This window comes from Terriglobales bacterium (genome assembly GCA_035567895.1).
Lineage (GTDB): Bacteria > Acidobacteriota > Terriglobia > Terriglobales > Acidobacteriaceae > Gp1-AA112.
Window position 1 is genome coordinate 16,697 of the sequence record DATMPC010000001.1, and the last position, 13,526, is coordinate 30,222.

Annotated in this window: 13 protein-coding genes; 6 read left to right on the plus strand and 7 right to left on the minus strand. The window is 54.5% G+C overall.

Translation table 11 applies throughout. The features are described from left to right. Positions 1–226: 226 nt before the first annotated feature. The 5 genes from VNX88_00055 to VNX88_00075 form a co-directional block, all read right to left on the minus strand. On the minus strand, positions 227–1,168 hold the full coding sequence (locus VNX88_00055; GenBank protein ID HWY67017.1) for a DUF2950 domain-containing protein: 942 nt from the start codon (positions 1,166–1,168) through the stop codon (positions 227–229). Beyond that, on the minus strand, positions 1,165–2,724 hold the full coding sequence (locus VNX88_00060; protein ID HWY67018.1) for a DUF3300 domain-containing protein: 1,560 nt from the start codon (positions 2,722–2,724) through the stop codon (positions 1,165–1,167). The genes VNX88_00055 and VNX88_00060 overlap by 4 nt, the downstream gene beginning before the upstream one ends. A 167-nt stretch (positions 2,725–2,891) precedes the next feature. Then, a complete protein-coding gene (locus VNX88_00065) occupies positions 2,892–3,551 on the minus strand; it encodes a Crp/Fnr family transcriptional regulator (protein HWY67019.1) in 660 nt (219 codons plus the stop codon). A 951-nt stretch (positions 3,552–4,502) separates the two neighbouring features. Next, a complete protein-coding gene (locus tag VNX88_00070) occupies positions 4,503–4,724 on the minus strand; it encodes a hypothetical protein (protein HWY67020.1) in 222 nt (73 codons plus the stop codon). 93 nt (positions 4,725–4,817) lie between these two features. Then, the gene (locus VNX88_00075; protein ID HWY67021.1) at positions 4,818–5,255 is read right to left on the minus strand and encodes a response regulator transcription factor; all 438 of its coding nucleotides are present in this window, start codon (positions 5,253–5,255) and stop codon (positions 4,818–4,820) included. A 145-nt stretch (positions 5,256–5,400) separates the two neighbouring features. Between VNX88_00075 and VNX88_00080 the strand changes: the two genes are divergently transcribed. From VNX88_00080 to VNX88_00095, 4 genes are all read left to right on the plus strand, one after another. Further along, positions 5,401–6,186 carry a hypothetical protein gene (locus VNX88_00080; GenBank protein HWY67022.1) on the plus strand — a complete coding sequence of 262 codons (786 nt, stop codon included), beginning with the start codon at positions 5,401–5,403 and terminating at the stop codon, positions 6,184–6,186. Positions 6,187–6,221: 35 nt separating this feature from the next. Continuing rightward, positions 6,222–6,758: a hypothetical protein gene (locus VNX88_00085; protein ID HWY67023.1), complete on the plus strand. Its 537-nt coding sequence runs from the start codon at positions 6,222–6,224 to the stop codon at positions 6,756–6,758. A 268-nt stretch (positions 6,759–7,026) separates the two neighbouring features. Beyond that, the gene (locus VNX88_00090) at positions 7,027–7,662 is read left to right on the plus strand and encodes a response regulator transcription factor (protein ID HWY67024.1); all 636 of its coding nucleotides are present in this window, start codon (positions 7,027–7,029) and stop codon (positions 7,660–7,662) included. Positions 7,663–7,766: 104 nt separating this feature from the next. Continuing rightward, positions 7,767–8,522 (plus strand): FkbM family methyltransferase, encoded by a 756-nt coding sequence (locus tag VNX88_00095; protein ID HWY67025.1) that lies wholly within the window; start codon positions 7,767–7,769, stop codon positions 8,520–8,522. Here the strand turns inward: VNX88_00095 and VNX88_00100 are convergent. Beyond that, positions 8,478–9,725: a glycosyltransferase family 4 protein gene (locus tag VNX88_00100; protein HWY67026.1), complete on the minus strand. Its 1,248-nt coding sequence runs from the start codon at positions 9,723–9,725 to the stop codon at positions 8,478–8,480. The two genes, VNX88_00095 and VNX88_00100, sit on opposite strands and share 45 nt — an antisense overlap. A gap of 31 nt (positions 9,726–9,756) precedes the next feature. Next, positions 9,757–11,142, minus strand: coding sequence for an O-antigen polymerase (locus VNX88_00105; GenBank protein HWY67027.1), 1,386 nt, complete (start codon positions 11,140–11,142; stop codon positions 9,757–9,759). A gap of 230 nt (positions 11,143–11,372) precedes the next feature. Between VNX88_00105 and VNX88_00110 the strand changes: the two genes are divergently transcribed. Further along, on the plus strand, positions 11,373–12,140 hold the full coding sequence (locus tag VNX88_00110) for a DUF5715 family protein (GenBank protein ID HWY67028.1): 768 nt from the start codon (positions 11,373–11,375) through the stop codon (positions 12,138–12,140). 85 nt (positions 12,141–12,225) lie between these two features. Next, positions 12,226–13,515 (plus strand): dipeptidase, encoded by a 1,290-nt coding sequence (locus tag VNX88_00115; GenBank protein HWY67029.1) that lies wholly within the window; start codon positions 12,226–12,228, stop codon positions 13,513–13,515. Positions 13,516–13,526: the final 11 nt, after the last annotated feature.

The window sequence follows — 13,526 nt, forward strand, 5'->3', positions numbered from 1 at the left end:
AAGAAGGTAACTGGCAAGACTTACAGGGACAGAGAGCGTCTACCTGGTTGAATGCTAGGAACGATTCTGTAATTTTTGGCAGTTCTGCGCCCGAATGCATTAGCGTACGGTGGCTGCATCACCTCGCTGATTCCCGAATGGTCTCAGCCTCTCCTCTGGGGCGCAATCGGCCGACGGAATCAGCGAGGGAATCTGAGCTCGAGTTCTTCCGTTGCTGGTTTTCCCCCTATTGCACCAGTTTCCAGGATTTGTCCGGATTGTATTCCTGTATTTGATATGCCGTTTGCGATGTGTTCTTGCCCAGATCTCGCTGATACACACGTCCCTGCTGACTCACGATAAAGGTCATGATCCCGCTAACTCCGTATTCCGCGGGAAACGCGAGCAATGCGAATCCGTATTTTAGTTTTCCATCGTCCAGATAGTTCTTGGCTCCGCCGGGAGCGCTAGCTCCTTGCGCCTTAAGCAGGCGATAAAAATAACCGTGAAAAGGGCGTTCGCCCTTGCTCTGACCATAGCCCTCGGAGGTCGCATCAGCCATGAGCGGGCCCATAGGACTCGGCGATTCCCCTTCTTTGACTTCCCAATACAAGCCGTTCTGTTTTCCGGGATCGCTCGTGAGTTTGGCAGCGTAGATACCAGCAGGTTCTCCATCTCGAGATTGTTCGGCATACTCACGTTGCGCTTGGACGTAAGCCCGGCAGGAGCGAATGGTCGCGAGCTCGTTGCGTCCGATACGCCGCGCCAGAAGTTCGTCTCTGCCGGCGGCACTGTCGAACCTCCATCTTCCGCTTTGTTCCTTAATGGGAATGGGAAAGGGCCACGCATCGTTCCCGATTCGGAGTTCCTGGACGCCCTTCGCTTTTGCTAACAAGGCGTGCTTTTGCGAATACTTTGTTATGAACGAGGCCCGGGCGTTTTCGTCGGCTACCTGATCGCCGGATGAAGTGATGTCGTTAGCATCGGGTCCGAGAATCACCTGAATCAATCCCTGGTCGCCTGCCCTTGCAGCTTCAAAGAGGGCATCGGCAGCGTCCTTTGCTGACGAAAACGTCCTTTGACCGGTATCAACGCCAGGGGCAGGGGCCTGGGCTAGAGCGAAAGAAGCCAGAAGCGCGGAAATAAAGAGCACCAGCAGCTTCGTCGCGGCAGTGAATTGAGTTCTCATCCTCGTCGTCCTCCTCCTCCCGCTCGCTTACCGCCGCCACCAGAGCTCTGATGGCCTCTGGCGCTGGCCGCTTTCTCCTCGCGTGCGCTGCCTCCGGAAAATGCGCTGCTGCGATTGCTCTGCGAACTGGCTTCCCGCTGGCCGCCTCCGTAGCCACGATCGGACGATGCACGCTGGGAAGGCTGAGTCAAGCTTCGAGGTTGTGAATTTGAAGTTCGCGAAACCGCAGGCTGGGTGTTGGCGTTTCGTGTGCCAGCAGTTGGTCCGTTAGCAGTTCGCCCTGCGAGCGCATTGCCTGTGCCGCTCGCCCGGTTCGCGGCCAATCCAGAACGGTTCGTTCCGAGTTGGGACCGATTCCCCCCGGGGTCCGAACGATTCGCGCCGAGTCCTTCGTTGCGAGCGGATTGGCGATTCCCCCCCGCATACGTGCTCTTACCTTTCCATTGCTCGCTTCCCCGAGTGCCAGGACGGGAATTTGCTACATTTCCGTTATAACCGGCGCGGCTGATATTCGCATTTCGATTGTTGATGTTCTGATTGTTGTGAAAGCGATTGTAGTAGTTGTTCTGATTAACTGTGATGTTGTTGTTCCCGCCGCGATACGCATTATTGTAGGCATACGGATACCTTGCGGGAGCTGCGTAGCCGTACGCCGGGCGGAATGCTGATCCATAGACGGGGCGATAGGCATACGCCGCAGGAACATAGGGTCGGGGACCATAAAAGGCCGCGCCGTATCCCCAATTGGGATAATAGTAGTCGTCATGGTGGAGCGCTGAGCCTAGCGCCATGCCGACTCCAAAACTGAGCAGCGACGCCGCTACTGCAGTTCCGGTGCTCACTCCCGAGCTTTGTGCCTCAGTTGTCTGTGTGGTGGTTGTAGGTGTTTGCTGTGGTGCGCTCGCCGCGGATTCTGGCGGCGGGCTGTAGACCTGCTCCGGATCGTACTGCGGTACGTAGACAACTTGCGGATTGGCGGGCTGCACCACGACAACCTGCTGTCCACCCTGATTCTCCTTCGTCACAATTTGTTCAGGAGTGCTTCGCAATGATCCGGCGTTTACTGCCTCAGTTCGCAGCCGTTGCGCCGAGGCCAACACTGCCTTCTGATCTGTTTTGAAAGCCTCTCCGACTTGTTTGGTCCAGTCCATCTGTTGGCACATCATGTCGACAACTTGGGGAAACTGCACCAATGCCAGAGTGCTCGGGCCGAAGCCGACTTGTTTCGCAGCTTCTACGCGTTGGTCGGTGCTCAGATTAACGTTTTGTATAAGCCAGTTCCCTGCGTCGAGAACTTCTTGCGGATTCGTTGCGGCTGTGAAGATCTGTATGAGCACGACATCCGGATACAGGGCAACTGGGGCGAGCAGCTCATCCAGGTAGTCAGGGGTAAGCTGAGAGCTAGCCGCAGGCGCTGTCGCAAGCGGAGCTCCGCCAGCCGGACCTGACGTTGCATTGTTCCCTTTTCCCTTATTGCAACTCACGCTAGACCAAGTGCCTAAGAGCACCAGTCCTGAGGCGACTAACCTCCGCAGCCGTAAATTTTGAAGGAACATAAATCGCTCCTGAATTTTTGTTCGAGTTGTGGGGAACGGAAATAGGGAAAGCAGAGAGATTAAGAAGACAAGAAGTTCTCTTGCAAAGCCCTCCCTGACCCTTGTCGGAGTGTGCGTCCGATTGCCGACTGCTCACTACTGACAAAAATGACAGAACGAAACTGGGTTTAGCGATCGTGATTTACGAGCGCTTCAGGGGCATGGATGTGCAATGCCTTGCGTTGCTTTGTCACCGCCCCATGACGGCTCCACTCATTAAGGACTCTGCTCACAGTGAAGGGACTGACGTCGGCGAGGGATGCAAGCTCTTCATTCGTGATGTGCAGATCTATACCGTCCGGATTGACGTTCCGCTTGGCCAAGTTGATGAGCGTTTTCGCAACGCGATCTTTAGCCGAGCTACCGAGGATTCCCGAGTGTCGTTCTACTCCTGCGCTCAGATAATGCAAGACGATGCTGACTGCATTGCAGGCAAGTTGCGGGTGCGCAAGTGCGAACCGCCGGATGTTCGCGTGAGCCCATGAAACTATCTGGCAATCCGAAACGGAGTATGCGCTGCCGACATATGGCATTGGATCGGCAGAGAGAGTCCCCAACCCAAATGTGTCCCCGGGTCCAAGCCAGTAGAGAATGATTTGCCTCCCATCGCGCGTCAGTCGGCAATATTTTGCCTGGCCAGTGAGAATCAGGAACAGTTGCGCGGCAGTGTCACCTTCGGCGCAGAGTTGCACGTTGGAAGAGACTTCCATTCGGCGGGCATCCGCCATCAGTGCAGTCTTGACACTTTGTTGCAAACCTTCGAATAAACGAGCGGTAGTCCATGCCATGTCACTCGGAATTCCAATGGCAGTAGCCGAAGTCACGCGTCACCAAACCGCCAGAGCGCTGGTGAAAGCAGGTTACTGGCACTCTGACCGATTAACGACTGTCAGATGTGCCAGTAACTGTAGGCATGCTGCTAATTCACACAGCACAAACCGCAAACATCTTTATGCATACTCAACGTCTCTAAGAGGTAGTGTGGCGGTAAATTTCCCGATTCCGGACCATCCAGACGTTGAGACTCTGGCCGAGATGGTCAGTCGTGTTCTGCTTCCTTACAGTTCCGAACTAGGACTCGACGCAACGGGCGGAGCCCAGCAACCCAAAAGGCAAGTCTCAGGCAAGAGTCTGGAAAGACCGTCCCCTGAGCAGTCTAGCCAAGACTCGGAGCTTCATTGACATACGTGCAGTGGTGGGCCGCCAAGCTAGAGTCCGGGGTTGAACATTGGGTGGGCGAATACGTACAGCGCTGATTGGATTGGTTCGAATCTCACCTTATCCCCACAAACTCCGCAGTGGGGAAAAACATCGTCATAAAGAATAGTCACCCGGTGCGAGGTCGTATGACTAACATGGTGAACCTCATAAACTCCCGAAGTAGGAGCCTTGTGCCCGGGCCGAAACAAACCTGATGTGGAGTCCATTCTGTCCTTTGTGAATCGAGCGATCATGCCCTGTGGAATTGCTGGCATCTCTGAGAGTTTCCTCAGGAAGTGGAAGACTCTGCCGACGAGTCCTTCCCGAGGGCTCGAATGTGGCGACTCGGAATGAGTAACAAGAGGAAGGCTTATTCGCTCAAGAGCTATATGAAGACCTTCTTCAGTATCTGTGATTCGCGAAGTAGACAACTACAGCAACCGCCAAAGAAAAGTTCATCTTAGCGTTTGACACATCACAGCGTCGTTGCTCGCCAGCAATAAAGAAGAAGGGATTAACGGATTTTGTCGTGGAGGTGATCAGCCATCAAACTCGCCATTGGCGAGGTCTTTGTGAAATACAACGAATCCCTGGACTCCGATAACGATTCGCGGACGACACCAGCAGACGGGACCGGAGCAGTGGTCGGGAAAATTTCCCAGGCGCATAAAGTCGGGAACCATCTTTAACGCGGCAAGCGTGGCTTGCATCTCCTCGTTCGCCTGACTAACGGCCTCGCTCAATGTCTCCGGGATTCTCACGATTGCCTCCATTTCCCGAACCAGCGCAGCGTTATTTTCTCAATGTTTGAAATCGCTGAAACTGTTACAAGTACCAGAAGCGGCTGAAGAATTTCAATTTTGAGAGGTGGGAGTAGAAACGAAGGTCTTGCCTGCCAGGGCGTCGCCAATCGCGCGCAGCAGATCGGTTCGCATTCGCGACTTCAAGACGTAGCCGCGTGCTCCCGCGGCGAATGCTGCGGAGAGGTAATCGTCATCTTCTTGCACGCTGAGAAAAATGATGGAGCCAGTGAAGCCTTGGGTATGGAGCTCTCGCGCAGCACGAATACCGCCCATATGTGGCATACAGACGTCGAGGATTACCAAATCGGGATGAAATCGTTCAACGGCGTCCAACGCGAGATCACCGTCTGCCACAGCGGCAACCACCTGGAATTCCTTCGCGCCCAATAGAGCCATCACAGCATGCAAAGCGCCTGGATGATCATCCGCGATAACTACGCGATGACGGGAAGTTGAAGTCATGTTCTTTTTGCCGTTCGTAGCTTTCATCCATTCTTAATCTGGGACAACTGGAGTTTCAAACAGCCCCCCACTGTCAGATGAGAATCACCTGTATCTCTTGAAGCCCGACACTGTTAAGTTTGCCAGTTCGCAAACTCAGCAAGACGTCCCTATTCTTGCGCGAGGCAAATCTATGAACGGGACGCGTTACCTAATCACGTTGATCGTCGCTGCCGGACTAGTGCTTGGCGCGTGCACTAAGAAGCCGAGCCAGGACGCCACAGCTCCGTCGGCAGACAACTCAGCCCAACCGTCTCAGGCGCCAGCAGACAATGCAAGTCAGGCGTCGCGACCTTCCACAGGAACTCCTGCATCGAGCGCCACCACCCCCGAGGCTCCGCCTCCGGCCGTCGCGGAAGCTCCGCCTCCGCCTAAGCCAAAACCCAAACCGGTAGTGATTCCAGCTGGAACTGTGATCACGGTTCGGCTACAGCAAACTGTTGGATCAAAGACGAGTCATGAGGGAGACCGGTTTGATGCGTCCGTGGCCGATCCGGTTACCATCGGTGGGAAGACAGTAGTTCCGGCCGGCGCGAGTACTCACGGCCAAATCACTCAGGCTCATGCCGCTGGCAAATTCAAAGGTGGAGCTACTCTCGGCCTCGCGCTGACAAGTCTCCGTGTGGGCGGAACGAGCTACACGATCCAGGCGACACCGGTTTCACAAACTTCGAAAGGCAAAGGCAAGCGCAGCGCTGCGATGATCGGCGGAGGCGCAGGTGGAGGTGCCCTGATTGGGGGACTAGCCGGTGGAGGCAAAGGCGCTGCGATCGGAGCTCTCGTTGGCGCAGGCGCTGGAACCGTGGGAGCAGCATTCACTGGCAACCGCGATATTTCGTTGCCCGCAGAGTCTGCATTGAGCTTTCAGCTCACAGCTCCAGTAACACTGAAACCTTCAAGCTCAGATTCGCCGGAGTAGACCCAGATTCGACAAACTCAAGGGAGGCATTCCAAATGAGGCAAAGCCTGAGACGATTTCAATCCATGATGTTGCTCGGTACCATCTTGGCAGCCTGCATGACATGTTTTGCGCAGGCAGACTCTTCGCAGTCAAACGACATTAACTCAGCCATAGAGTCGCTTCGTGCCGATTTCCGGGCGGACAAAGTAACGATCATTACCCAAGCCATGCAATTCAGCGACAAGGATTCCGCTGCATTCTGGCCGATCTATCGGCGCTACGACTCTGATCTCTCAAAGCTAAACGATGACCGGGTGCAGATCATCAAGACGTACGCCGATAAGTTCAACAACATTACAGATGCCGACGCGAAAGATCTCGCAGAGAAATCCTTTGCCTTCGACTCCAAGCGCACCGACCTGAAAAAGAAGTACTTCAACGAGTTCAACAAGCAACTGCCGGCAACTACGGTGGCGAAGTTCTTTCAATTGGAGCACCGCCTTGATTTGCTGGTTGACCTGAATCTTGCAGCCGGATTGCCACCGCTTCTGACAAGGCCCGCAGCTTCGGCGCAGAGTTCAGCCAAATAGACCAAGTCGGTAATCTCCCGGTAACGGTTAATTCTTGGTCCTGGACCGGTTTGGAAAAAGCGAAGCGGCCTGTGGCGACATGCGGTATGCTTGGGGCCAAAAAGTCCGGACATTTCCCCGTCAGGTGACAATCTTTGGTACGACTGTATTTTTTGCCAGCTTTTGCAGCAATGAGGAGAGACTACTCTGAACACCTCTTAGGGCTTTCCCATACCAGCGAGCGAGGATGCGCACCGGGGCAGCTCTTGCGAGAATCGGAGCTTGTGTGATGGGACGGCCGCGAATACTAATCTCGGATGACCACAATCTGGTGGTCGAAGGCTTCCAAAAAATTCTGGAGCCGCACTTCGAAGTAGTCGGCGCAGTGGGAGATGGCCACGCCCTTCTGACGATGGCTCCGAAGCTGAAGCCAGACGTAATTCTCGTAGATATCGGGATGCCGCTATTGAACGGGCTTGAGGCAGGCCAGCAACTGAAGTCGCGTTTACCGGGAACCAAGTTTATCGTCATCACAATGAACGAAGACCCGGAGGTTGCTGCCGACGCTATGCGTCATTGGGCGTCGGGCTATCTCCTCAAGAAATCCGCCGGCTCCGAATTAATCAAGGCCATCCGCGAGGTGCTGAAGGGCAACAGCTACGTCACACCCAAAGTCGCGCAACAACTACTTGACCGCTTTGTTCGAGATCCACGGCCCGAACACTCCGCCAAGCTTACTTCACGTCAGCGCGAAGTCCTCCAACTTCTGGCGGAGGGAAAAAGCATGAAGGAAGCGGCGGACATTCTGCACATCACACCGCGAACCATCGCTTTTCATAAATACCGAATTATGGAAGAGTTCGGGTTAAGGACCAACTCCGACTTAATGGTCTTTGCGATTCGCGAACATCTAATAAGCGCTTAGCGATGCAGTTGTAGCATCGTAGGGAGTAGTCAAATAGGCTTGACGGCACCCGTGCGACCGATGCCTACGTGAGAGAATCATCGCGTTATTGAAGAAAGCGCGGCTTGACTCTCACCCAATCCACTAAGAACCTGATCGCGCGAATATCGGAGCGACCCTTTATAGGGGCAGCCGCTGGCAGATTCTTCAATGACGAAATACCTTCTCGCGGCTTCAGATTTCACACGCAAGGGCTAGAGCATCAAACAAAAGCGCGGCTTCTGCTCCGAACTTATGAGAGTGCTGAAATCCGAGCAGTTCAGCGACACCTGCGACGCGATCTTGACGTAATTGAAGTCGGCGCCGGTATCGGAGTGCTCTCATGCCATATTCGACGCCACATCGATTCCGGCCGCCACCTTTACTGTATCGACGCCAATCCAGAAGCAGCCGCAATGATTAAGAACAACCTCAATCTGAATGGATTGACGGCTGGAGTAACCGTCGTGAACGCCGCCATGGCTCATGTTGCGGGTCGTGTTCGATTCGTACGTGGGACAACAGTTATCGACGGGCGAATTGCGGAAGACCGCTGCCCGTGCGAACACCCTCTGATTCCGGCCGTAACGCTGGAACACTTGGTGACGCAATTCGCACTTCGCCAGTACGCGCTAGTTTGTGACATTGAAGGGTCAGAGGCAGCCATCATCACGGACGATTCTGCAGCTATCAAAAACTGCGCCCAAATCATTATGGAACTGCATAACATCACATACTTCGGTCGGCAATACCATCCCGATGACATTTTGTCGTCCTTGCAACGGCTCTCGTTTTCTCTACAGACGAGGCACGGCAACGTCTGCGTCCTTAATCGGAGCTAGATCGCGGGAACTCTGGCGGTGGAGGATCTCTGCTATCTGTTCGGCCTGGATTTCGCGATCAAAGTGTGAGGCCACGAACGACCTTGCACTTTGACCCATTTCTTTGCGGAGTTCAGCAGACTCATATAGAACAAGGATCGCTTCAGCCAGCGCAGCATCATCCCCCGGCGGGACGAATATCCCGCCTTGAGATTTCTCGATGACTTCGCGAATCGCTCCATCAATTGCCAGCACTGTTGGTCGGCCAGCGGCCATATAGTCGAAAACCTTATTGGGATATGTGGTCTTCAGCATCCGGGCATCCTTCAAGGTCGCGACGCACACATCAGCCGCCGCCAAGACGTTCGGCATGTTCTCTTTCGATTGAGCTGCAACGAAGGAGACATTATTCAGCCGAAGAGAATCGGCCTCACTCCGCAGCCGCGGAAGCTCTTTTCCGTCTCCGACAATCGCAAACACAATATCGGCCCGATGGTGCATGCGAGCCGCTGCCCTCAGCAAACAACCGATATCGTTCGCAAAGCCGAGGGCTCCTGCGTACATCACTACAAACTTGTCATGCATCCCGTGATCGCGGCGGAAAGCGTCGCCATTCAGCTCTGGGCAGTACATCGAAGTGTCGACACCATTGGGAATGACCGAAATCTTCGATTCAGGAATTCCCTGCTCCAGCAAATACTCGCGATACGACGGCGAGTTGACGATGATTTCTTTCGCTCGAGCGTAAAGGAAGGATTCGAGCCTCCGCGCAAACCATATGAGGACACGACCTCGGAGCAGACCTAGACTTACGGCGAACTCGGGCCACAGATCGCGAATTTCCAGAATGAATGGACGGCGTCTCAGAGTGGCGATTAGCCATGCCGAGATCGCCTGAAATAGCGGCGGCGAAGTCCCGATCACTACGTCCGGGGTCTCAACTCGCAAGCCCGTGATCACCGCGGTGATCATGAAGCTAAGAAAAGCGACAACGCGTTGAAAATAGCTGCGATGCCATCCTCCAATCGCCCCAGCGAAACGCACCTCAATTTGGTAGTGATTCGGAAATGCCGACTTCTCCTTTCCCGTGAGATAGCTGTACTGGCTGGTTACGATCGTGAATCGATGGCCCATACGAGCGAGCCTGCGCGCGAGCTCATAGTGCCTGGTCCCACCTGGATCCTGAGGTCCGCAAAATGCCTGATGAATTAAGAGGATATGCACTCAGATCTTCTCGATTGCAGCATTCGGAAAACTAGGAAGACGAAGACTCCTGTGATGCGATTGGCTCAGGCACAACTCGTTTGCGCACGCGAGGCGTTTTTAGAATCGGCTGCGTGTACAGGACTCCGCTCGTTCGTCTTGAAAAGAAATGCAGTGCGACGATGACTGCGAGCGGAAGCATGTTGATGATGGTAAAGACAAACAGCGAGATCAATCCATCGCGGAAGACTTGAATCAAATTGGACGCAACCAGCAAGTAGGAAAAATGTATGAGCGAGAAATAGCCCGCGCGATACACAGCCTCGAACCAGACACCCATCAGGTAGGCCCACGCGAAAGACATGATCACAATGCCGGGATAGGAAAAGTTGAGATAGAACTCTCCCAGCATCGTGACCACCATTCCGTCGTCCGCCATAGGTCGTTCTTTGGTTGAAATTTCATGCTCATATCGGGTCAAACCAGGTTTCTCCGGCCACCACTGGCGAGGCACAACGACGGTGAGCAGACCCTCGTACGTTCTACCCCAATAAAGATGGCCATGTGCATCAGCGAGGGTAAGTGCGCTGGCAAACTGGTCCAGGATCATCTCATCTGGATGATCGCCGTGAAAGACCTTCGCGATTTCAGATTGCGCACTCTCCCAGACGTCTCCTATTGGCTGGCTCGCCTGCAGCCGCTGGCCTATTCCCTTTAAGGGAAAGAACAGCAGAGCAGAAACTAGCAGACCTGCGATTCCCGCGGCGCTGGGCCAACGGCGCCCTCGGCGGTCAACATAGATTTGCATGAGAAGAATGAGTGGTATCAGTAGGCGAAAGCGAAAATTCCCCTGATAGATGACCCAGCCCATGTACGCCGATAGCGAGATCACCAGGCTTGGCTTGAACCCATACCAGTAAATCAAGGCAAGCAAACTCAATCCAGCCCAGGTTTGAGCAATGATTGCCCAATTTGAGTACACCAAAGCGGGTTCGATAGGTTGCGCAGGAACTCCCGGAAACCTGCTCCATAACAGCATCGCGACGCACCCGGCCGGGATGCAGATTGCTGCGACCAGCTTGAGAATTTCCGGCTGTAACGCTCGCGGGCGCTCTAGCCGCTTCGTCAGAGCTAGTGTCGCTGCTCTATGACTGGCCAAAATCCAGGCGCACGTCATCGCTATGAGAGCCAGGTCCGCTAACATCATGGCTCTCGAAATCTCCACTTCCGAAACAGGAATCGAACCTTTCCACGAGAATAGCGTTGTCGCTCCATTCAGGATCGCCAAGGCACGAACACTGATGAATCCACAATGGAAGGCGAAGTAGACGGTAGCTGGGTGCGTGACAGACAGCCTGGCGAATGCCGCTAAACATGCGACGCAACAAATCACGACGGTTGCGTCTAACAGCACCGCATTAAATAAGGAAAAGGCCACCGTTCAGCCCTCGAGGGGTGGGCAGGATAGCACAAACGTCCGATTCTTCCTGATTTCGCCGGTTTCCAACCCGCGAATACCGGTACTTCCTCCTAGCACGAAAGTCGTAATACCTTACCCACTATCTTCTTGTTACCAAAGGGAGAACCCAGCTAATATCTGGTTGCATCTTAAGTAAGGCTTCGGAGATGCTGTAGGGGACCCACGCAGTTAAAAGGGCCCAGGGGCACATGCGTCGCATTTCTCTACTATTCGTGTTGTTAAGTGTCACGCTGTCGGCCCAGGCTGACGTTCACAGCCTGTCGAGCCGGCATACGAACCGGCGTGTGACTTCTTCGCGCCGCCACCATCGCCGTCCTCATCTTCGCCGCCTGCGTTTTTACGGACCTCCGGTTGCGCCTGAGCTGCGCGGATCCCGCGACTCGCTGCTCAAGCAGAACTCGGAGATCGATCAGGCAGGATTGGTGCGCATCGAAGATGACGCTGCGCTCGAGCAGCTTGAAGCTCGAGGCGTACTCATACCAATCCCGGCCAGCGATCATCTAAGAATCAATCCGTCGCTTAAAGAGAATCGCCGCTACGCGCGTCCCTGGACAGTGCAGTTTATCGACGACATGGCGCAGGAGTTTTATAACCAGTTCGGCAAGCCGCTCACGGTTACATCGGCGGTCCGGACCGCCGCGCAGCAGCGCCGCTTGACGCGTACGAATCACAATGCTGCACCGGCGGAGGGCGAAGTTGCTTCATCGCATCTTGCCGGAACCACCGTGGACATCGGCAAGCGTTGGCTGAGCCGCAAGCAGCACAAGTGGATTGCTGATTATCTAGCGCGCATGAAAGAGCAGGACATCATCGAGCCTGAAGAGGAGCGTCGCCAGGCGTGCTTCCACGTGATGGTTTCGCAGCGCTACCCGTATCCAGTAGCAATTCAGACCAAGGCTACGGAGCCAGTTGAAGCTCCGCCGGTAGCCCCGATTCTTCCGCTTGGTCCTGAATAATTGGCTGATACTGCCATCATGTAGAATTCCCAAAAGGCCGCGTTCAGGCGGCCTTTAACTTTCTATCAAGGACAAATTCTCGACGATGCTGCCACGGATCGTGCTGTGCGCGGTGGTAAGCTTCCTGACCATTCCTTCACTTATGGCGCAGACCAAACCGGCAAGAAAGCCGGTGAAATCGCTCACGGCAAAGCAGATTCACAGCTCCTCGCTTGTAATAGACACTCACGCCGACACCACGCAGCGCCTCCTCGACGACAACTTTGACATGGCTAATCCGCCAGTCGGAGACCAAGGCAATCTCGATTTTGCCAAAGCCAAAGCGGGTAACCTGGGAGCGGAATTCTTCTCGATCTGGGTTGAGCCCAAAGAATTCAAGGGCCAGTACGCTCATCGGACGCTGGCGTTGATTGATTCTGTGTATCGGCAGGCTGCGAAGCATCCCGACAAAATGACGATGGCTTTCTCAACCGCAGACATTGAACGTGCGCACCGCGAGCACAAGCTTGCGGCGCTCCTAGGTATTGAAGGCGGGCATTCGATCGAGAACGATCTTCATCTGCTGCGTGACTACTATCGCCTCGGCGTGCGTTACATGACCCTCACATGGTCAAACACAAACGAGTGGGCGGATTCCTCCGGCGACATCAATGACACAAACGTACAGCACCACAACGGGCTTACTGAATTCGGCAAAGACGTTGTCTACGAGATGAATCGGTTGGGCATGATCGTCGATGTTTCCCATGTCTCCGATAAGACCTTCTATGACACTCTGCTGGCGAGCCGCGCTCCGGTGATCGCCTCGCATTCGTCTTCGCGGACTCTTACGAATCATCCACGTAACATGACGGATAACATGCTGCGCGAAATTGGGCGTCGCGGCGGGGTTGTGATGGTGAACTACTACTCTGCATTCGTCGATGAAAACTGGCGTCAAGCTTACGAAGCGCAGGCAAAGGAGCGTACCGCGGCCATTGATGCCGTGGCACAGCAATATAAAGACGCCGATCCGGTCACACGGTATCGCGAGACGGATAAGGTCGCAAAGCAGTGGGCAGCGAAGATTCCGCGTCCTCCGTTTGAGGCGATCATCAATCACATCGATCACGTCGCCCGGGTTGCTGGTGTAGACCATACGGGTCTCGGCTCGGATTTTGACGGAACTCCGTCGATGCCGGAAGGCCTTGACTCCGCCGCCGATCTTCCCAAGATCACAGATGCTCTGTTAAAACGTGGATACACGGCTGAGCAAATTCGCAAGATTCTGGGTGGCAATCTATTGCGAGTATTCAGGGAAGTGGAACAGTTAAGTCGCAAGTTGAATGCTGCGGAGAGACCTTCTCTCGCGCGCCAGATGAGTTCATCGAAGTAAAATTCACGTCG

Coding starts and splice junctions, on each gene's coding strand:
- VNX88_00080 (HWY67022.1), top strand. CDS start 5,401: ATGAACGGGACGCGTTACCTAATCACGTTGATCGTCGCTGCCGGACTA.
- VNX88_00115 (HWY67029.1), top strand. CDS start 12,226: ATGCTGCCACGGATCGTGCTGTGCGCGGTGGTAAGCTTCCTGACCATT.
- VNX88_00075 (HWY67021.1), bottom strand. CDS start 5,255: ATGAAAGCTACGAACGGCAAAAAGAACATGACTTCAACTTCCCGTCAT.
- VNX88_00060 (HWY67018.1), bottom strand. CDS start 2,724: ATGTTCCTTCAAAATTTACGGCTGCGGAGGTTAGTCGCCTCAGGACTG.
- VNX88_00085 (HWY67023.1), top strand. CDS start 6,222: ATGAGGCAAAGCCTGAGACGATTTCAATCCATGATGTTGCTCGGTACC.
- VNX88_00110 (HWY67028.1), top strand. CDS start 11,373: ATGCGTCGCATTTCTCTACTATTCGTGTTGTTAAGTGTCACGCTGTCG.
- VNX88_00090 (HWY67024.1), top strand. CDS start 7,027: ATGGGACGGCCGCGAATACTAATCTCGGATGACCACAATCTGGTGGTC.
- VNX88_00055 (HWY67017.1), bottom strand. CDS start 1,168: ATGAGAACTCAATTCACTGCCGCGACGAAGCTGCTGGTGCTCTTTATT.
- VNX88_00065 (HWY67019.1), bottom strand. CDS start 3,551: ATGGCATGGACTACCGCTCGTTTATTCGAAGGTTTGCAACAAAGTGTC.